This is a genomic window from Leifsonia sp. NPDC058292, from assembly GCF_042880955.1.
Lineage (GTDB): Bacteria > Actinomycetota > Actinomycetes > Actinomycetales > Microbacteriaceae > Leifsonia.
In genome coordinates this window covers 66125-86496 of the sequence record NZ_JBHVYL010000005.1, presented here as the reverse complement: position 1 = coordinate 86496, position 20372 = coordinate 66125, and the positions used below count along the sequence as shown (strand labels likewise).

General features: G+C 69.5%; 17 protein-coding genes. All 17 read left to right on the top strand.

Annotated elements, in window-relative coordinates; genetic code table 11:
• Window positions 1-2: 2 nt before the first annotated feature.
• Window positions 3-2000: a primosomal protein N' gene (locus ACFVWR_RS05325; RefSeq protein ID WP_387208764.1), complete on the top strand. Its 1998-nt coding sequence runs from the start codon at window positions 3-5 to the stop codon at window positions 1998-2000.
• 93 nt (window positions 2001-2093) lie between these two features.
• Complete coding sequence (locus ACFVWR_RS05320) at window positions 2094-3041, top strand: methionyl-tRNA formyltransferase (RefSeq protein WP_387208762.1); 948 nt, start codon at window positions 2094-2096, stop codon at window positions 3039-3041.
• Window positions 3038-4492: an RsmB/NOP family class I SAM-dependent RNA methyltransferase gene (locus ACFVWR_RS05315; protein WP_387208760.1), complete on the top strand. Its 1455-nt coding sequence runs from the start codon at window positions 3038-3040 to the stop codon at window positions 4490-4492. Before ACFVWR_RS05320 ends, ACFVWR_RS05315 begins: the two co-directional genes overlap by 4 nt.
• A 111-nt stretch (window positions 4493-4603) precedes the next feature.
• On the top strand, window positions 4604-5281 hold the full coding sequence (gene rpe / locus ACFVWR_RS05310; RefSeq protein WP_387208758.1) for a ribulose-phosphate 3-epimerase: 678 nt from the start codon (window positions 4604-4606) through the stop codon (window positions 5279-5281).
• 9 nt (window positions 5282-5290) lie between these two features.
• On the top strand, window positions 5291-5554 hold the full coding sequence (locus tag ACFVWR_RS05305) for a phosphoribosyl-ATP diphosphatase (RefSeq protein WP_387208756.1): 264 nt from the start codon (window positions 5291-5293) through the stop codon (window positions 5552-5554).
• Between the two features lie 47 nt (window positions 5555-5601).
• Window positions 5602-6441 carry an ATP phosphoribosyltransferase gene (gene hisG / locus ACFVWR_RS05300; protein WP_387208754.1) on the top strand — a complete coding sequence of 280 codons (840 nt, stop codon included), beginning with the start codon at window positions 5602-5604 and terminating at the stop codon, window positions 6439-6441.
• The gene (hisF, locus tag ACFVWR_RS05295) at window positions 6441-7205 is read left to right on the top strand and encodes an imidazole glycerol phosphate synthase subunit HisF (protein WP_387208752.1); all 765 of its coding nucleotides are present in this window, start codon (window positions 6441-6443) and stop codon (window positions 7203-7205) included. The genes hisG and hisF overlap by 1 nt, the downstream gene beginning before the upstream one ends.
• Window positions 7202-7627 carry a phosphoribosyl-AMP cyclohydrolase gene (gene hisI, locus ACFVWR_RS05290; RefSeq protein ID WP_387208750.1) on the top strand — a complete coding sequence of 142 codons (426 nt, stop codon included), beginning with the start codon at window positions 7202-7204 and terminating at the stop codon, window positions 7625-7627. The genes hisF and hisI overlap by 4 nt, the downstream gene beginning before the upstream one ends.
• Window positions 7624-9174, top strand: a complete 1551-nt coding sequence (locus ACFVWR_RS05285) for an anthranilate synthase component I (protein ID WP_387208748.1) — start codon at window positions 7624-7626, stop codon at window positions 9172-9174. Before hisI ends, ACFVWR_RS05285 begins: the two co-directional genes overlap by 4 nt.
• Window positions 9158-9961, top strand: a complete 804-nt coding sequence (locus tag ACFVWR_RS05280) for a Trp biosynthesis-associated membrane protein (protein WP_387208746.1) — start codon at window positions 9158-9160, stop codon at window positions 9959-9961. The genes ACFVWR_RS05285 and ACFVWR_RS05280 overlap by 17 nt, the downstream gene beginning before the upstream one ends.
• 105 nt (window positions 9962-10066) lie before the next feature.
• Window positions 10067-10300: a DUF6704 family protein gene (locus ACFVWR_RS05275; protein ID WP_387208744.1), complete on the top strand. Its 234-nt coding sequence runs from the start codon at window positions 10067-10069 to the stop codon at window positions 10298-10300.
• Between the two features lie 3 nt (window positions 10301-10303).
• Window positions 10304-11074: an indole-3-glycerol phosphate synthase TrpC gene (trpC, locus tag ACFVWR_RS05270; protein WP_387208742.1), complete on the top strand. Its 771-nt coding sequence runs from the start codon at window positions 10304-10306 to the stop codon at window positions 11072-11074.
• Window positions 11074-12303, top strand: coding sequence for a tryptophan synthase subunit beta (gene trpB / locus ACFVWR_RS05265; RefSeq protein WP_387208740.1), 1230 nt, complete (start codon window positions 11074-11076; stop codon window positions 12301-12303). Before trpC ends, trpB begins: the two co-directional genes overlap by 1 nt.
• Window positions 12300-13106 carry a tryptophan synthase subunit alpha gene (trpA, locus tag ACFVWR_RS05260; RefSeq protein ID WP_387208738.1) on the top strand — a complete coding sequence of 269 codons (807 nt, stop codon included), beginning with the start codon at window positions 12300-12302 and terminating at the stop codon, window positions 13104-13106. The genes trpB and trpA overlap by 4 nt, the downstream gene beginning before the upstream one ends.
• 73 nt (window positions 13107-13179) lie before the next feature.
• Window positions 13180-14169: a prolipoprotein diacylglyceryl transferase gene (lgt, locus tag ACFVWR_RS05255; protein ID WP_387208736.1), complete on the top strand. Its 990-nt coding sequence runs from the start codon at window positions 13180-13182 to the stop codon at window positions 14167-14169.
• A gap of 148 nt (window positions 14170-14317) precedes the next feature.
• A complete protein-coding gene (gene gltB / locus ACFVWR_RS05250) occupies window positions 14318-18895 on the top strand; it encodes a glutamate synthase large subunit (RefSeq protein ID WP_387208734.1) in 4578 nt (1525 codons plus the stop codon).
• A complete protein-coding gene (locus ACFVWR_RS05245) occupies window positions 18888-20345 on the top strand; it encodes a glutamate synthase subunit beta (RefSeq protein WP_387208732.1) in 1458 nt (485 codons plus the stop codon). The genes gltB and ACFVWR_RS05245 overlap by 8 nt, the downstream gene beginning before the upstream one ends.
• The last annotated feature ends 27 nt before the right edge of the window (window positions 20346-20372 follow it).

The window sequence follows — 20372 nt, the reverse complement described above, 5'->3', positions numbered from 1 at the left end:
CCGTGGCGGCGGCCGGGCGGGTCGCTCGCGTCGTCATCGACTCGGCTCTCCCGCAACTCGATCACTTCTTCGACTACGGCATCCCCGACGAGCTCGCCGATCAGGCCGTTTCCGGCGTGCGGGTCAAGGTGCCGCTGCGCACGGCCGGCCGGATCGCCGACGGGTACATCGCCGAGGTGGTCGACGCGTCCGACGGCGCCTTCGACGGTTCGCTGAGCCCGATCGACTCGGTGGTCTCGCCCGTACCTGTGCTCTCGCCGGAGGTCTGGGCACTGGCGCGTCGGCTCGCCGACCGCAGCGCGGGCACAGCGAACGACATCCTTCGGCTCGCCGTTCCCGGCCGCCAGGTGCGGGTCGAGAAGGCCTGGCTGGCCGCCGACCGGGATGCAGGGGAGCCGACTGAGCATGCCGCTGCCGAGCCGGCGGTGCGCGGCTACGGCGATCGCGTGCTGGAGACGGCCGTCGCCGCGCACGAGAGGATCGCGCTCTTCGCCATCCCGCGCCCGGCGCGGCTTCCCGACGGAAGCTGGGTGGGCGAGTGGGCGGTCACCCTCGCCACCCTGGCGACGGGATGCTGGGCGCGAGGGGAGTCCGCCATCCTCGCGGTACCCGACTACCGCGACCTCGACCAACTGGCCGCCGCGCTTGCCGCGATCGCGCCGCCGGACGCCGTGGTGCGTGCGGACGCCGCCCAGTCGAATCCCGACCGTTACCGGGCCTTTCTCGCCGCGCTGAGCGGCCCGCGAATCGTCATCGGAAACCGTTCGGTCGTCTACGCCCCGGCCGCGCGTCTCGGGATGATCGCGGTGTGGGACGACAGCGACCCGCTGCACGCGGAGCCGCTGAGCCCCTACGTGCACAGTCGCGACGCCGCGCTCGTGCGCCAGGAGCTGCAGGAGTGTGCGCTCGTCTTCGCCGGCCACACGCGGAGCGTCGAGGTGCAGCGGCTCGTCGAACTCGGCTGGCTGAAGGATGTCGCACCGGAGCGCGCGGTGCTGCCCAAGGTCGTGCTCACCGCGAATCAGCCGGCGGCCGAGCCGATCGCCCGGGCGGCGCGCATCCCGTCGACCGCGTGGCAGGCCGCTCGCACCGCGCTCACGGGCGAACGAGGCGACCCACAAGGGCCGGTGCTCATCCAGGTGGGGCGCCCGGGATACGCGCCCGTTCTCGCCTGCGCCAAGTGCGGCCACGCAGCCCGCTGCAACCGGTGCGACGGCCCTCTGGGGCAGTCCCGCGCCGGCGCCACGCCGTCGTGCGGGGTGTGCGGCGCGCTCGCCACCGACTGGCGCTGCGACAACTGCGAGCACGACAGATTCCGGATGGTGACGGTCGGCGCCGGGCGCACCGCGGAGGAGCTCGGGCGCGCGTTTCCCGGCGTGCGCGTGATCGTGTCCGACGGCGAGCATCCGGTGCAGACCGTCGGTGGCACACCGGCCATCGTCGTCGCCACCCGGGGCGCCGAGCCGATCGCTGCCGAGGGCTACCGCGCGGTGCTGCTGCTCGACGGGGAGAGGATGCTCGCGCGAGAGACGCTGCGCGTCGCCGAGGACTGCCTGCGCTGGTGGTCGAACGCGTCGGCCCTCGCCGCTCCGGGTGCGCCGACGATCCTGGTGGGGGTCTCCGGACCGCTCGCCCGCAGCTTCGCCACCGGCCGAACGGCCGAGTACGCGCGCACCGAGCTCGCCGGTCGACGCGAGCTGCGGTTTCCGCCCGCGGTGCGGCTGGCATCCATCACCGGGGCAGCAGAGGTCGTCGCCGAGGCCGTCGCCGCGGTCGACCCCGAACTGCTGATCGACGTGCTGGGGCCGGCGCCGCACGGCGATGGCCAGGTGCGCAGCACGCTCCGCTTCGAATATGCCAAAGGTCAAGATGTCGCGACCGCCGTGCGCGCGGCCTACGTGCGGAATGCGACGCGCCGCCGCCGTGCCCCCGCGGGCAAGTCCGGCTTCCGCCCCGCGCCGAACCTGCGCGTTCGGTTCGACGACCCCGACATCCTCTAGCCGAACCGCCCGCGCAGGGCGGCCGCCAGGCGTTCGGGTGCCGGGTCGGCGGGTAAAATCGTTCCCGACCTCCTCAGAACCGAAAGAACCTTCATGCGCCTCGTCTTCGCCGGCACTCCTGCCGCCGCCGTTCCATCGCTGCGGGAGCTCGCGGCCCGGCACGAGATCGTCGCGGTCATCACCCGCCGGGACGCCGAGGTGGGGCGCAAGCGCGTGCTCACACCGTCGCCCGTCGCGGTCGCCGCCGCCGAGCTCGGCCTGGAGACGATCAAGGCCAACCGGCTCGACGCGTCGGTGACGGCCCGCATCCAGGAACTCGCCCCCGACCTCGGCGCGATCGTCGCCTACGGCGGCCTCGTGCGGGAGCCGCTGCTCTCGACGCCGCGGCTCGGTTGGATCAACCTGCACTTCTCGCTGCTGCCTCGCTGGCGCGGGGCCGCGCCGGTGCAGCGCGCCGTGATCGCCGGCGAACGCGAGACGGGCGCCGCGGTGTTCCAGCTCGTTCCCGAACTGGATGCGGGTGCCGTGTTCTCCGTACTCCGCCGGCCGATCGAACCCGACGAGACCTCGGGAGCCCTCCTCGACTCCCTTGCCCTGTCGGGCGCCGCGCTGCTGGCGAGCACCGTCGACGACCTCGCCGCCGGAGCCGCTGTCGCCGTGCCGCAGCAGGGCGAGCCGACGCTCGCGCCCAAGCTCGGCCTGGCGGACGCGCACCTCGATTTCACGCTGCCGGGGGATGCCGTCTACGCCCGCCTTCGCGGTGTCACGCCGGAACCGGGTGCGTTCGCGCTGCTGGCCGGCGACCGGTTCAAGATCCTGGCCGCTCGCGCCGCGGCATCCGACGACGACGACGCCGCCGCGGCTGCCGGCGACGGTGACTCTCCCGCGCCTGGCGCTGTGGAGCTGCGCGGCAGGAGGGTACTCGTCGGCACAGGAACGCATCCCCTCGAGCTGCTCACTGTTCAGCCGGCGGGAAAGCGCGCGATGGCCTCCGTCGACTGGTGGCATGGCCTCAACGGCGAGAAGGTGGTGCTCTCTTGACCGAGCGCGACAATCGCGGACCCCAGCGAGGGCGCACGCAGCGCGACGGGCGTTCGCGGGACAGGCGAGACGCGCACGATCAGCGGCCGTCGACGGTACAGCCGGCGCGCCGTGTGGCCTACGACGTCATCTCCGCCGTGCGCGAGTCGGACGCGTACGCGAACCTGCTGTTGCCGACCCGGATCTCCCGGGCCGGACTGTCGGCGGCCGACGCGGGTCTCGCGACCGAGCTGACGTACGGAACGCTCCGGATGCAGGGCTACTACGACCGTGTCATCGCCCGAGCGTCCGGTCGTCCCGTCGAGAACATCGACCCGCCCATCCTCGACGTGCTGCGGCTCGGCGCCCACCAACTGCTGTCGACCCGGGTGGCTCCGCACGCGGCGGTGAACGAGTCCGTCGCACTCGCGCGCGGCGTCGGATCGCGGTCGGCGACCGGCTTCACCAACGGTGTGCTTCGCGAGATCGGGCGGCACACGCCGGAGGAGTGGCGTGAACGCGTTCTCGCCGACGCCCGCAACGGCGATGACGCGCTCTCCGCTCTCACCTCGCATCCGACCTGGGTCGTGCGGGCGTTCCGCCGGTCGCTGGAGGCGGAAGGCCGCGAAGACGAACTGGATGCGCTGCTCGCCGCCGACAACGACGCACCCAAGGTGAACCTCATCGCGCTTCCTGGCATCGCCGAAGCCCCGGAGGGTTCGCAGCCCGACGCGTTCTCACCGGTCGGATTCACGAGCGGAGGGGGCGACCCGTTGCGCTTGATGGAGGAGCACGGGGGCCGCGTCCGGGTGCAGGACGAGGGGTCGCAACTCGCCGCCCTCGCGCTCAGTCGCGCCCGCCCGATCGTCGAAGGCGAGCGCTGGCTCGACCTGTGCGCCGGCCCCGGCGGCAAGGCGGCATTGCTCGCGGCGGAGGCCCTGGCCGGCGGCGCGACCCTCGTCGCGAACGAGGTTGTGCCCGCCCGCGCCGAACTGGTGCGCAAGGCCATCGCGTCGGTGCCGCTCGACGTGACGGTGTGGGAGAAGGACGGCACGACGGTCGGCGGCAGCGACCCGGAATCGTTCGACCGCATCCTGCTCGACGCACCGTGCACCGGCCTCGGGGCGCTCCGCCGCCGACCGGAGGCGCGCTGGCGCAAGACCCCGCGCGATGTCGCTGAGCTCACGGTGCTGCAGGCCGACCTGCTCGATTCGGCCGTCGCCGCTCTGAAGCCCGGCGGGATCCTCGCCTACGTCACCTGTTCGCCGCACATCGCCGAGACGCGTGCCGTCGTCGCCGCGGCCCTCGACCGCCATGCCGGCGGGCTCGAACCCGTCGAGACGGCCGCGGTGCTCCAAGACGTCGCCTCTTCCCGTCTGGACCTCGCCGGCGAACCGACCCAGGTGCAGCTCTGGCCGCACCGCCACAACACCGACGCCATGTTCATCGCGCTCCTCGCCAAGCGCGCCTGACCCTCCCGACGCTCCCGACGCTCCCGACGCCTGAGCATCCAGGGGTCCCGACACGCCGTCAGGCGCATCCTCGAGACGGCGTGTCCGGACCCCTGTGCGTAGGCTGGAGGCATGCCCGCACGGATCAATCCCAGCATCCTGGCCGCCGACTTCGTGAACATGGAGCGGGACCTCGACCGGATAGCGTCCGCCGATCTCGTGCACGTCGATGTGATGGACAACCACTTCGTGCCGAACCTCACATTCGGCCCGCAGATGGTGGGTCGTATCCAGGATGTGTCGAAGATCCCGCTCGATGTGCACCTGATGATCGACGACCCGGATCACTGGGGCCTCCAGTACGCGGAACTCGGTGCATACTCGGTCACCTTCCATGCCGAGGCCGCCGCTGATCCGATCCGGCTGGCGCGCCGCCTGCGAGCGATCGGCGCCCGCGCGGGGATCGCGCTGAAACCGGGAACGCCGGCCGACGGCTACCTCGACCTGCTCGAGGAGTTCGACCAGGTGCTCGTCATGACGGTCGAGCCGGGATTCGGCGGCCAGTCGTTCATGGCGGAGACCATGCCCAAGCTCGCGTCGTTGCGACAGGCGGTCACGGCTCGGGGGCTCGACGTCTGGCTGCAGGTCGACGGCGGCATCACCGAGGAGACCATCGTCACCGCTGCCGAGAACGGCGCCGACACGTTCGTGGCAGGCTCCGCCGTGTTCCGCGCGGAGAACACCGCCGAGCAGATCAGTCTGTTGCGGGAGACGGCGGCCCGGCACCTGCACCAGGCCGCGACCTCCTAGACTGGTGTGGTGAAAACCTTCGACGACCTCTTCGCCGAGCTCAGCGAGAAGGCCGCGACCCGCCCGGAGGGTTCCGGTACGGTGCGCGAGCTGGATGCGGGCGTGCACGCCATCGGAAAGAAGATCGTGGAGGAGGCCGCCGAGGTGTGGATGGCCGCCGAGTACCAGTCCGACGTCGAGACGGCCGAGGAGATCTCGCAGCTGATCTACCACCTGCAGGTGCTGCTCATCGCGAAAGGCCTCACCCCGGCCGACGTGTACCGACATCTGTGATTCAGGCCCCGCCGTTCTGATCACCTCGAGTACACGAAAGTCTTCCCATGCTGAGAATCGCCGTCCCCAATAAAGGGTCTCTCTCCGAGACCGCCGCGCAGATGCTGTCGGAGGCGGGCTATCACGGCCGCCGCGACCCGAAAGAGCTGATCGTCGCCGACCCGCGCAACGATGTCGAGTTCTTCTACCTGCGCCCCCGCGACATCGCCACGTACGTCGGATCGGGTGCGCTCGACGTCGGCATCACCGGGCGCGATCTGCTGCTCGACTCCGAGTCGCCGGCTGCCGAGATCGCGTCGCTCGATTTCGCCGCATCGACCTTCCGGTTCGCCGGCCCGACGGGCGTGTTCAGCGAGCTCGCCGACCTCGAGGGCAAGCGCGTCGCGACCAGCTACCCGGGCCTTGTCGGCGCCTTCCTCGCCGACAACGGCATCGACTCCGAGCTCGTCAAGCTGGACGGGGCGGTCGAGTCCGCGGTTCGTCTCGGTGTCGCGGATGCGGTCGCCGACGTCGTCGAGACGGGCACGACGCTGCGCAAGCAGGGTCTCGAGATCTTCGGGCCGGTGATCCTCGAATCGGAGGCCGTGCTGATCTCGTCGCCGACGACGGTCGCGGGCGTGGACACGCTGCTGCGCCGCCTCCAGGGTGTGATGGTCGCGCGCCAGTACGTGCTGATCGACTACAACCTGCCGGTCTCGCTTCTCGAGAGCGCTGTGGCGCTGACCCCCGGCGTCGAATCGCCGACCGTGTCGCCTCTCGGCGAGCCCGACTGGGTCGCCGTGCGTGTCATGATCGAGCGCGATCAGACCAACCTGATCATGGATGCGCTGTACGAGCTCGGCGCCCGCGCCATCCTCGTCACGTCCATCCACGCGGCGCGCATCTGATGAGCGTCGCGGTCAGGGTCATCCCGTGTCTCGACGTGGCTGACGGCCGCGTCGTGAAGGGCGTCAACTTCCAGAATCTGCGGGATGCCGGCGATCCGGTCGCCCTCGCACGCTCGTACTACGAGCAGGGCGCCGACGAGCTGACGTTCCTCGACGTCACGGCGACGGTCGACAACCGGTCGACCACCTACGACGTCGTGCGCGCGACGGCGGAGCAGGTGTTCATCCCGCTGACGGTGGGCGGCGGCGTGCGCAGCACCGATGACGTCGCTCGGTTGCTCGCGAGCGGCGCCGACAAGGTCGGCGTCAATTCCGCGGCGATCGCACGGCCCGCGCTCGTGGCCGAGATCGCCGACAGGTTCGGCGCCCAGGTGCTGGTGCTGTCGCTGGACGTCAAACGCTCCGCGGCCACCGCCTCCGGTTTCGTGGTGACCACGCACGGCGGTCGCACCGAGACCGAGCTCGACGCACTGGAGTGGGCGGCGACGGCGATCGAGCTCGGCGCGGGCGAACTGCTCGTGAACTCGATCGACGCCGACGGCACGAAAGAGGGTTTCGACACCGAGCTCATCGGGCTGATGAAGCGGATCAGTTCCGTGCCGGTGATCGCTTCGGGAGGCGCGGGAAAGGTCACCGACTTCGCGCCCGCCATCGCTGCGGGGGCGGATGCGGTGCTCGCCGCGAGCGTCTTCCACTCCGGCGAGATGACCATCGGTGACGTCAAGGATGAGCTCGCGAAGGCGGGCCTGGAGGTCAGATCATGAGCGCGACGGAGACGAACGTCGACCCGGCGATCCTCGAACGGGTCGCCTTCAACGGCGACGGCCTCGTGCCCGCCGTCATTCAGCAGTGGGACAGCCTCGAGGTGCTGATGATGGGCTGGATGAACGCGGAGGCCCTGCGCCGCACCCTCACCGAGGGCCGCGTGACGTTCTGGTCGCGGTCACGCCAGGAATACTGGCGTAAGGGGGACACGTCGGGCCACGTGCAGTACGTGAAGAGCGCGGCCATCGATTGCGACGGCGATACCCTGTTGGTGACCGTCGACCAGATCGGCGCCGCCTGCCACACGGGCACCCGCACCTGTTTCGACGCTGACCAGCTCGCGCCGGTCGTGGGCGAGGCGCCCGGTTCCGCGCCCGCCGGCGAGACGGCATCCACCGCTCAGACATCGGAGGCACCGTGATCGCCACCGCCGCGACAGGCACGACGAGCCGCGACGCCTTCCGCGCCCTGCTGGCGGACCATCGGGTCGTGCCTGTCGCGCGGGAGCTGTTCGCCGACGGCGAGACGCCGGTCGGCATCTATCGCAAGCTCGCGGCCAACCGGCCGGGATCGTTCCTGCTGGAGTCGGCCGAGCAGGGCGGCATCTGGTCGCGCTTCTCGTTCGTCGGCGTCTCCTCGTTCGGCGTGCTCACTCAAGAGGGCGACACGGTGCGCTGGCTCGACTACGGCGTGCCCGCCGAGCGCGCGATCGGCACGGCTGCCGACCTCCCGCCGTTGGAGGCGCTCGCGGCGCTCTACGCCCGGTGGCAGACCCCCCGGATTCCGGGGCTCCCACCGCTGACCGGCGGCCTCGTCGGCTTCATCGGCTGGGAGGCCATCCGGCAGATCGAGCGTCTCCCTCACCAGCCACCGGCCGACTACGACCTGCCCGGTCAGGCGCTGGCGTTCTGCGCAGACCTCGTCGTGATCGACCATCGATCCGGCACGGTGCAGCTCATCGCCAACGTGCTGAACGACGGTGTCGACGACGCGGACGCGCTCTGGGATGCGGCCCAGCAGCGTCTCGACGCGATGCAGGACGGCCTCGCCCAGCCCGCGGAGGCCTGGCTCGCGGAGGTCGATCTGTCGACGCCGGCGGACCCCGTGTCGAACACGGAGCACGACGACTTCCTCGCTGCCGTGGTGACGGCGAAAGAGAGGATCGTCGACGGCGACATCTTCCAGGTCGTCATCTCGCAGCGGTTCGAGCTGGAGTGCACGGCGCACCCGCTCGACGTCTACCGGGTGCTGCGAACGCTGAATCCGAGCCCGTACATGTATCTGCTCGCTCTGGAACGGCCGGACGGCGGCGCGTACTCGATCGTCGGTTCGTCACCCGAGGCCCTGGTGAAGGTGCAGAACGGGCGGGCGTTCACGCACCCCATCGCCGGTTCGAAGCCGCGCGGAGCAACGCCCGAGGAAGACCTCGACCTCGAGACCACGCTGCTCGCCGACGACAAGGAGCGCGCGGAGCACCTCATGCTCGTCGACCTGGCCCGCAACGACCTGTTGAAGGTGTGCGAGGCGGGATCGGTCGAGGTCACCGAGTTCATGCGTGTCGAACGGTTCAGCCACATCATGCACATCGTCTCCTCGGTGGAGGGCGACCTGCTGCCGACGGCGACCGCGATCGACGTGTTCCGGGCCACTTTTCCGGCGGGCACCCTCTCGGGCGCCCCGAAGCCGCGGGCACTGGAGATCATCGACGAGCTGGAGCCGTCGCAGCGCGGGGTGTACGGGGGAGTGATCGGCTACTTCGGGTTCGCCGGCGACGCCGATCTCGCGATCGCCATCCGCACCGCGACCATCATGGATGGGGTGGCCCGCGTTCAGGCCGGCGGTGGCCTGGTGGCCGACTCCATCCCCGAGAGCGAGTTCCAGGAGTCGCAGAACAAGGCGGCGGCCCCGTTGCGAGCCGTGGCCGTGGCCAATGCGATGAGGCGGGTGCGCGGTGGCCGACACGACTGAGCCGAGCGGTGACCCGCGGGCGGCCGAGGGCGCCGATGCCGCAACGGATGCGCCGGCGGCTCGTCGCGGCTCGCGCGGCGCCAAATACCTGACCCTGCTCCTTGTCGTGATCGGCAGTGGCCTGACGTTGCTCGCGGCAACGCAGACCTGGTTCTCCGTGCTCCTCGTGCCGGGCGCCGGTCACGCCGGCGCGATCGTCGTGCAGGGTTCTGCCGCGGCGCCGGCTCTGACGGCTCTCTCGCTCGCGGGCCTGGCACTCACGGCGGCGCTCGCGATCGCAGGGCCCGTGTTCCGCATCGTGCTGTCCTTGCTCGGTGTGCTGCTCGGTGCGAGCATCCTGATCTCCGCCGTGAGCGCGCTGGCGGCGCCGATCCAAGCGGCGTCGTCGGCGATCACCGGGGCCACCGGTGTCGCCGGGGACAGCTCGGTCGACCATCTCGTGGAGCGCGTCGACACCCAACTCTGGCCGTCGATCGCCATTGCCGGTGGAGTCGTGCTGATTCTCGCGAGCGCGATGGCGCTGATCACGTTCCGTCTGTGGCCTGGGCCGTCGAAGCGCTACCAGACCCGGTTCGTCGACGAGAGCGGAACCTCGGCGGACGACCTGTTCGCGGCCTCCGGCGAGGAGGGCGCGAACGGCGAGGTGTCCGATGCGGCCGAGGCGCGGGCCCTGGCCGAAGCGGCAGAGGCCGGTGACAAGGATGCGCCGGGCGCGCCCGCGATCGAGCGGGACAGGGCGATCGACAGCTGGGACGAGCTCAGCCGCGGCGAGGATCCGACGCGCTGACCGCGGTGCCGGCGCCGCGGGGTCCTTCGCTAGACTTGACCGGTACCCCCACTGAAACAACCGTGTGCGGCCGCAATCGCCGCACACCTCACGAGCAGGAGTCCCATGAGCAGCACCGAGTCAGCCGAGCCGGGTCACGGTCACTCGCCGGCGGCGTGGACGGCCGTCATCATCATGCTTGCCGCTTTCACCATCGGCGCGATCGCCTTCTTCTACGAGCTGCCGATCGTCGTCTGGTCGGCCGCAGGACTCGCCATCGTCGGGCTGATCGTCGGTTGGGCCATGAAGCGCGCCGGCTACGGCGTCGGTGGCTCGAAGTACCAGGCGAAGGGCCACTGACGCGTGCTCGACGACCTCGTCGCCGGCGCACTTGAAGACGCCGAGCGACGTCGCTCCGAGCGTCCCCTCGCTGCCGTCGAGGCCGCGGCCGCCGATCGTGCGCCCGCTCTCGACGCGCTGAAAGCCCTCGCGCCCGCCGAGCGGGTGAAGATCATCGCCGAGGTGAAACGCTCGAGCCCTTCGCGCGGAGCCCTTGCGGAGATCGCCGATCCTGCCGCTCTCGCCGTCTCGTACGAGACGGGTGGGGCGAGCGCGATCAGCGTTCTCACGGAGGAGCGCCGCTTCAACGGCTCGCTCGCCGACCTGGAAGCGGTACGCGAGGCGGTGTCGATCCCGGTGCTGCGCAAAGAGTTCATCGCCGATCCCTATCAGGTGTTCGAGGCCCGTGCCGCGGGCGCCGACCTCGTGCTGCTGATCGTCGCGGCTCTCGATCAGAAGACCCTGGTCTCGCTGCACGAGCTCATCACCTCGCTCGGCATGACCTCGCTCGTCGAGGCGCACACCGCCGATGAGCTGAGCCGCGCGCTCGACACGGGCGCGGGACTCGTGGGCGTCAACGCCCGCAACCTCTCGACCTTCGAACTGGATCGTGACCTGTTCGGCTCGCTCGCCGACAGCATCCCCTCCGGTGTCATCCGCGTCGCCGAATCCGCCGTGAAGTCGGCGGACGACGTTGCGCACTACCGAGCGGCCGGCGCCGACGTGGTTCTTGTGGGCGAGGCCCTCGTCACGAGCGACCCGATCGCCACGCTCGAGGAATTCCTGGTGCACTGATGTCTCTGCCTTCTGACGGTTCCCTCCGCTCGCAGGTCGGCCCGTACTTCGGCGACTTCGGCGGGCGGTTCGTTCCCGAGTCGCTCATCGCCGCGCTCGACGAGCTGTCGGTCGCCTGGGAGGAGGCGAAGGTCGATCCGGCGTTCATCGCCGAACTCGACGAGCTCAACCGCACGTACACCGGGCGCCCGTCGCTGATCACCGAGGTGCCCCGGTTCGCCGCGCACGCCGGTGACGCCCGCATCATCCTGAAGCGCGAAGATCTGAACCACACGGGTTCGCACAAGATCAACAACGTGCTGGGCCAGGCCATCCTCACCAAGCGCATCGGCAAGACCCGTGTGATCGCGGAGACGGGCGCCGGTCAGCACGGCGTGGCGACGGCGACGGCTGCGGCCCTCTTCGGGCTCGACTGCACCATCTACATGGGCGAGGTCGACACCGAGCGCCAGGCCTTGAACGTGGCGAGGATGCGCCTGCTCGGCGCCGAGGTCGTCGCGGTCAAGACAGGCTCCCGCACGCTCAAAGACGCGATCAACGATGCCATGCGCGACTGGGTCACGAACGTCGAGAACACCAACTACATCTTCGGAACCGTCGCCGGTCCGCATCCCTTCCCCGCCATGGTGCGCGACCTGCAGAAGATCATCGGCGAGGAGGCGCGCCAGCAGGTGCTCGACCTCACCGGCAAGCTCCCGGATGCCGTCGTCGCCTGCGTCGGCGGCGGTTCGAACGCGATCGGCATCTTCCACGCCTTCCTCGACGACGAAGACGTACGCCTGGTGGGCTACGAGGCCGGCGGCGAGGGGGCGGACACGCCGCGTCACGCCGCGACGATCACGAAGGGCAGGCCGGGCGTGCTGCACGGCGCCCGCAGCATGCTGCTGCAAGACGAAGACGGCCAGACCATCGAGTCCCACTCCATCTCGGCCGGGCTCGACTACCCGGGCGTCGGCCCCGAGCACGCGTGGCTCGCGAGCATCGGCCGCGCCACCTACCAGCCGATCTCCGACGCCCAGGCGATGGATGCGCTGCGCCTGCTCAGCCGAACCGAGGGCATCATCCCGGCCATCGAGTCGTCGCACGCTCTCGCCGGTGCGCTCGAGCTCGGCAAGGAGCTGGGCCCGGATGCGGTCATCCTGGTGAACCTCAGCGGCCGCGGTGACAAAGACATGGAGACCGCGGGCCGGTACTTCGAACTGATCGACGAAGACGCGGTGCAGTCATGACCGGAACCACGGCAGTGAGTCGCGTCGCCGACACCATCGCACGCCGCAACCAGGAGGCGGCCGGCGCGTTCGTGGGCTACCTGCCCGCCGGGTTCCCCGATCTGCAGACGAGCATCGACGCGGCCGTCGCCATCGCCGAGAGCGGCGTCGACGTCATCGAGCTGGGTCTTCCCTATTCCGACCCGGTGATGGACGGCACGGTGATCCAGGCGGCGACGCAGAAGGCGCTGTCGAACGGATTCCGGCTGCGCGACGGCTTCACGGCCGTGCGCGAGATCACGGCTCGGGTCGATGTGCCCGTTCTGGTGATGACGTACTGGAACCCCGTCGTGCAGTACGGCGTCGAGCGGTTCGCCGACGACCTCCTCGCTGCCGGGGGAGCGGGCCTCATCACTCCCGACCTCATCCCCGACGAGGGTGCGGACTGGCTGGCAGCTTCGGAGCGCACCGGCCTCGATCGCGTCTTCCTCGCAGCGCCGTCGTCGACCGAGGCGCGTCTGCGTCAGGCTGTCGAAGCCAGCCGGGGGTTCGTGTACGCCGTGTCGACGATGGGCATCACCGGCGCGCGGTCGGATGTGGACGCCGCCGCGCGCTCGCTCGTCGCCCGTCTCCGAGCGGTCGGCGCGACCAGCGCCTGCGTCGGCGTCGGCATCTCGACCGCCGAGCAGGTGGCCGAGGTGCTCGGCTACGCCGACGGCGCGATCGTTGGTTCTGCGCTGGTGAAGGCTCTCGCCGACGGCGGCGTCGCCGGAGTCGCCGAGGTGGCGGCAGCACTGTCAGAGGGCACCGCCAAAGCGAAATAGACTATGGTGGCCGCGCGCCGAGTTTCGTGCGGTTCCCCCAACTTGAAAGGTGAGTCATCGGGTGTTTGCGACGATGAGCAGCTGGTACGCGAGCATTCCCAGCCCGGGGCCCGAGTGGCAGCAGATCCCGATCGACATCTTCGGTCTGCACTGGCGAATCCAGACGTACGCGATCTGCATCCTGATCGGTATCGTCGTCGCCGCCATGTGGACCTCGCGCCGGCTCTCCAAGCGGGGCGGCGAGCCGGGGGTCGTGCTCGACATCATCCTCTGGGCCGTGCCGCTCGGCATCATCGGCGCCCGGTTCTACCACGTGATCACCCACCCGGCCGACTACTTCTTCCCCGGCGCCGACCTGCTGAAGACGCTCTACATCTGGGAGGGCGGCAACGCGATCTTCGGCGCCCTGATCGGTGGTGCGGTCGGTGCATACATCGGCTGCCGCTGGTCGGGCGTTCGATTCTGGTCGTTCGCGGACGCCCTGGCTCCAGCCATGCTGCTCGCCCAGGCGCTCGGCCGCCTCGGCAACTACTTCAACCAGGAGCTCTTCGGGCTGCCCACCAACCTGCCGTGGGGTCTGCAGATCGACTCCGGCAACAAGGCGATCCCGGTCGGCCTTCCCGATGGCACCCTGTTCCAGCCGCTGTTCCTCTACGAGATCATCTGGAACATCATCGGAATCGCGGTCATCCTCTGGCTGGAGCGCAAGTTCCGGCTGCGCTGGGGCAAGGCGTTCGCCGTCTACCTGATCTGGTACGGGCTGGGCCGCTCCTACCTCGAATCGATCCGGATCGACCCGAGCGAGTTCAACTTCCTGGGTCTGCAGAGCAACGTCTGGGCAGCCTTCGCCGCCGTGATCCTCGGCATCGTGCTGCTCATCGTGCAGACCCGCCGTCACCCCGGACTCGAGCCCAGTGTCTACCGACCGGGTCGTGAATGGGTTCGGCCGAATGCTGAGGTAGACTCTGACGACACCGATCCGGACGACGAGGTCAGTGGCGATGATGCTGCTGAACCCGAAGGATCGGGCGCAGCCAAAGCCACAAGCTCACTCGGCTCGTAGTTCACACAGCCGAGGCATCCCGAAAATACTCTCGGACAGAACCGTCTCCCCGCACCGCACCTGGTGAAACGAGCGGCGAACCTCCCCTTGTTCACGGGCCGATGGCGTCCCTCCGTAAGAAACGTCTAGACGTGAGGACGGTCGACAGATGGCGCTTACGCCTCCCCACTCCCGCTTCGGTTCCTTCCCCGTGAAGCAGGGTCTCTACGACCCTGCCATGGAGAAGGACGCCTGCGGCCTCGCCATGGTGGCGACCCTGCGCGGCACCGCGGGCCACGACATCATCGACGCGGCCCTGAACGCGTTGCGCAACCTCGAGCACCGCGGGGCCGTCGGCTCCGATGCCGGCACCGGTGACGGTGCGGGCATCATCACCCAGGTTCCGGATGCGTTCTTGCGCGCCGTCTCGGGGTTCGAGCTGCCGGCCGCCGGCCGCTACGCCGTCGGCAACGTGTTCCTGCCGGTGGTCGCCCCCGAGCGCGATGAGGTCAAGGCCTCCATCGAGTCGATCGCAGCCGAGCAGGAGCTCGTCGTGATCGGCTGGCGCGAGGTGCCGGTGAACGCGGACGAGATCGGCACCCTGGCCAGGGATGCGATGCCCGCCATCGAGCAGCTCTTCGTTTCGAGCACCCGCACGGGCGACTCCGGCGAGCCGGTCGGCGGCATCCTGCTCGACCGTCAGACGTTCTTCCTGCGCAAGCGGGTCGAGCGTGAGCTCGACGTCTACTTCACCTCGCTGTCGAGCCGCACCCTGGTCTACAAGGGCATGGTCACCACGCTGCAGCTGGAGCCGTTCTACCCCGACCTCTCCGATCAGCGGTTCGCGTCGAGGCTGGCCCTGGTGCACTCGCGCTACTCGACGAACACGTTCCCGTCGTGGCCGCTCGCCCAGCCGTTCCGGATGATCGCGCACAACGGTGAGATCAACACGGTGCAGGGCAACCGCAACTGGATGCGGGCCCGGCAGTCCCAGCTCGAGAGCGAGCTGCTCGGCGACCTGAGCCCGGTGCTCCCCATCGTCACGCCCGGCGCCAGTGACTCCGCCTCGTTCGACGAGGTCGTGGAGCTGCTGTCGCTGTCGGGAAGGTCGCTGCCGCACGCGGTCATGATGATGGTTCCGGAGGCGTGGGAGAACCAGGCCGAGATCGACCCGGCGCGTCGCGATTTCTACGAGTACCACTCGATGCTCATGGAGCCGTGGGACGGCCCCGCCGCGATCGTGTTCACCGACGGCTCCGTCGTCGGCGCGACACTCGACCGCAACGGCCTCCGGCCAGGACGCTACGTCGTGACCACCGACGGGCTCGTCGTGCTCGCGAGCGAGATCGGCGTGCTCGACATCGAGCCGAGCCGTGTCGTTCGCAAGGGCCGCCTGCAGCCCGGCCGGATGTTCCTCGTCGACACCGTCGCCGGTCGCCTGATCGAAGACGACGAGATCAAGGCCGAGCTCGCCGCGAGCGAGCCGTTCGGGGAGTGGCTCGATGAGGGCCGCATCAACCTCAAAGATCTGCCGGAGCGGGAGCACATCGTGCACACGCCCGCCTCGATCACGCGCCGTCAGCGCACCTTCGGCTACACGGAGGAGGAGGTGCGCATCCTGTTGAAGCCCATGGCGACGACCGGCGCGGAGCCCCTCGGCGCGATGGGCTCCGACACGCCCGTCGCGGTGCTCTCCGACCGGCCGCGGCTGCTGTTCGACTACTTCACCCAGCAGTTCGCGCAGGTGACGAACCCGCCGCTCGACTCCATCCGCGAAGAGGTCGTCACCTCGCTGAAGCTGGGGCTCGGACCGGAGCGCAACCTGCTCTCCGCCGGGCCGGAGCACGCCCGCCAGGTCGTTCTCGACTTCCCGGTCATCGACAACGACGAGCTGGCGAAGATCCAGCACATCGACCCGCGCCCGGGCAGCAGGCTCACCACCACGGTGAAGGGTCTCTATCGGTTCGATTCCGGTCCCGACGCTATGGAACGGCGTCTCGCCGAGATGTGCGACGAGGTCGACGAGGCGATCGAGGCCGGCGCGCAGTTCATCGTGCTGAGCGACCGCGACTCCACGAAAGATCTGGCGCCCATCCCGTCGCTGCTGATGCTCGCCGCGGTGCACCACCACCTCATCCGGGCTCAGAACCGCATGAAGGTGGGCATCATCGTCGAAGCCGGGGATGTGCGCGAGGTGCACCACGTCGCGCTCCTCATCGGCTACGGCGCCTCGGCGATCAACCCCTACCTCGCGATGGAGACCTGCGAGGAGCTCGTACGCAGCGGACTCATCACCGGCATCACGCCGGAGAAGGCAGTCAAGAACGTGATCAAGGCGCTCGGCAAGGGCGTGCTCAAGATCATGTCGAAGATGGGCATCTCCACCGTGTCGTCGTATGCCGGTGCGCAGGCGTTCGAGGCCGTCGGCCTGAGCCAGGAGCTCGTCGACCAGTACTTCACGGGCACGACCAGCAAGCTCGGCGGCGTCGGCATCGAGGTGCTCGCCGCGGAGAACCTGGCGCGTCACGTCGGTGCGTACCCGGCTGAGGGTGCGGCGCTCGCCCACGAGCGCCTCGCGACCGGCGGCGAGTACCAGTGGCGTCGCGACGGTGCGCCTCACCTCTTCAACCCCGAGACGGTGTTCCGCCTGCAGCACTCGACGCGCACGCGCCGCTACGACATCTTCAAGGAGTACACCGACCTGGTCGACAACCAGGCCGAGTCGCTGATGACCCTGCGCGGCATGTTCAAGCTGCAGACCGGGCTGCGGCCGCCGGTGGCGCTCGACGAGGTCGAGTCGGTGGAGAGCATCGTCAAGCGGTTCTCCACGGGCGCCATGAGCTACGGCTCCATCTCGAAGGAAGCCCACGAGACGCTCGCCATCGCCATGAACCGGCTCGGCGGCAAGTCGAACACCGGAGAGGGCGGCGAAGACCTCGACCGTCTGCTCGACCCTGAGCGCCGCAGTTCGATCAAGCAGGTGGCATCCGGCCGCTTCGGTGTCACGAGCATGTACCTCACACACGCCGACGACATCCAGATCAAGCTCGCCCAGGGCGCCAAGCCCGGCGAGGGCGGTCAGCTGCCGCCGACCAAGGTGTACCCCTGGGTCGCGCGCACCCGTCACGCCACGGCGGGAGTCGGCCTGATCTCCCCTCCGCCACACCACGACATCTACTCGATCGAAGACCTCAAGCAACTGATCTTCGATCTGAAGCGCGCGAACCCGAACGCTCGGGTGCACGTGAAGCTCGTGAGCGAGTCGGGCATCGGCGCGGTCGCGGCCGGCGTCGCCAAGGCGCTGGCGGATGTCGTGCTCGTCTCCGGGCACGACGGCGGAACGGGCGCATCCCCGGTCAACTCGCTCAAGCACGCGGGCACGCCCTGGGAGCTCGGCCTGGCGGAGACGCAGCAGACCCTCATGCTGAACGGGATGCGCGACCGCGTCGTCGTGCAGGTGGACGGCCAGCTGAAGACAGGACGCGACGTGATCGTCGGCGCCCTGCTCGGCGCCGAGGAGTTCGGCTTCGCCACCGCGCCGCTCGTGGTCTCGGGCTGCATCATGATGCGCGTCTGCCACCTGGACACGTGCCCGGTCGGTGTTGCGACTCAGAACCCGGAGTTGCGCTCCCGGTTCTCCGGCAAGCCCGAGTTCGTCGTCAACTTCTTCGAGTTCATCGCCCAGGAGGTGCGCGAGTACCTCGCCGAGCTCGGTTTCCGCAGCCTCGACGAGGCGATCGGCCACGCCGAGCTCCTCGACGTGAACGGTGCGATCGATCACTGGAAGGCGTCCGGTCTCGACCTGTCGCCCATCCTGAGCGGACCCGACTTCCCCGAGAGTGCGCCGCGCAAGAACGCCCGCAAGCAGGACCACGAGCTGGAGAAGCACTTCGACAACCAGCTCATGGAGGCCAGTGCGGATGTGCTGGCCAAGGGCGGACACGTCGCGATCGACCTCCCCATCCGCAACACGGAGCGCGCGGTCGGCACGATGCTCGGCCACGAGGTCACTGTGCGCCACGGCGAGAACGGTCTGCCGACCGGCTCGATCGAGGTCACGCTCACGGGCTCGGCCGGGCAGTCGCTCGGCGCCTTCCTGCCGAGCGGCATCACGCTGCGGCTCGAGGGCGACACGAACGACTACGTCGGCAAGGGCCTCTCGGGTGGTCAGATCGTCGTGCGCCCCGACCGCAACAGCGGTTTCGCGGCCGAGGAGAACGTGATCGCGGGCAACGTGATCGGGTACGGCGCCACGCAGGGCAGCATGTTCATCCGCGGCATCGTCGGCGAGCGGTTCCTGGTGCGCAACTCCGGTGCCACCGCCGTGGTCGAGGGCGTCGGCGACCACGCGCTCGAGTACATGACCGGCGGACTCGCGGTCATACTCGGCGGCACGGGCCGTAACCTCGGCGCCGGCATGTCGGGCGGAACCGCTTATGTCTACGAGCTGAAGAACGAGCGCGTGAACCGCGACTCCCTCGCGAGCGGGGAGCTCGAGCTCCTGCCTCTCGGCAGTGCCGACGTGGAGATCGTGCGCGACCTCCTGGAGCGTCACGTGGCCGAGACGGAGTCCGCGCTCGCAACACGTCTGCTCGCGAACTTCGACGATACGGTCACGAAGTTCGTGAAGGTGCTGCCGCGTGACTACGCGGCCGTGCTGCAAACACGTCAAGACGCCGTGGACGAGGGTCTCGACCCCGACGGCGACATCGTCTGGAACAGAATCCTGGAGGTGACCAATGGCTGACCCGAAGGGCTTCCTCAAGGTTACGGAGCGCGAGCTCCCCAAGCGCCGCCCGGTCTCCGTGCGCCTGATGGACTGGAAAGAGGTCTACGAGGCGCAGGAGTCGGGAGAGCTCCGCCGTCAGGCCGGCCGCTGCATGGACTGCGGTGTGCCGTTCTGCCACCAGGGATGCCCGCTCGGCAACCTGATCCCGGAGTGGAACGACCTCATGTGGCGCGGCGAGGGCCGTCAGGCCATCGAGCGACTGCACGCCACGAACAACTTCCCCGAGTTCACGGGTCGCCTCTGCCCGGCGCCCTGCGAGTCGTCGTGCGTGCTGGGCATCAACCAGCCCGCGGTCACGATCAAGCAGGTCGAGGTGTCGATCATCGACCAGGCGTGGCAGAACGGCTGGGTGCAGCCGCACCCGCCGGAGCGCCTCACCGGCAAGACGGTCGCCGTCGTCGGTTCCGGCCCCGCCGGTCTCGCCGCCGCGCAGCAGCTCACGCGTGCCGGTCACACCGTCGCCGTGTACGAGCGCGACGACCGCATCGGCGGACTGCTGCGCTACGGCATCCCCGACTTCAAGATGGAGAAGAAGCACCTCGAGGCGCGTCTCAACCAGATGATGGCCGAGGGCACGCGCTTCCGCGCCGGTGTCAGCATCGGTGTCGACATCACCTGGGAAGACCTGCGCGCACGTTACGACGCGGTCGTCATCGCCACCGGTGCGATGGTGCCGCGCGACCTGCCGATCCCGGGCCGCGACCTCAGCGGCGTGCACTTCGCGATGGAATACCTCGTGCAGCAGAACAAGGCCGGCGCTGGCGACCAGGTCTCCGCGCAGATCACGGCGGAGGGCAAGCACGTCGTCGTTCTCGGCGGCGGCGACACCGGCGCCGACTGCATCGGCACCGCGCACCGCCAGGGCGCGGCATCCGTCACCAACCTCGCCATCGGCAAGCAGCCGCCGAGTGAGCGCCCTGGCCACCAGCCCTGGCCGATGACGCCGACCCTGTTCGAGGTCTCCAGCGCACACGAGGAGGGCGGCCACCGCGAGTTCCTCGCCTCGACCGTCGAGTTCCTCCCCAACGAGTTCGGCGAGGTGCGCGCCATCCGCGTCGCCGAGACCGAGTACCTCGACGGACGCCGCGTTCCGAAGGCGGGCACCGAGCGCGAGATCCCTGCGGACCTCGTTCTGCTGGCGCTCGGCTTCACCGGCCCCGAGTCCGACGACCTCTCCTCGCAACTGTCGGTGCCGTTCGACGAGCGCGGCAACGTGCAGCGCGACGGCCAGTACCAGACCAGCCAGCCGGGCGTGTTCGTTGCCGGGGATGCGGGCCGCGGACAGTCGCTCATCGTCTGGGCGATCGCCGAGGGCCGTGCAGCGGCATCCGCCGTTGACCGGTATCTTGAGGGGGAGACGCAATTGCCGTTCCCGGTCCGACCCACCGATCGGGGCATCCTCGTCTGATCGTATGGACGTGCTGCGCGCGGTACC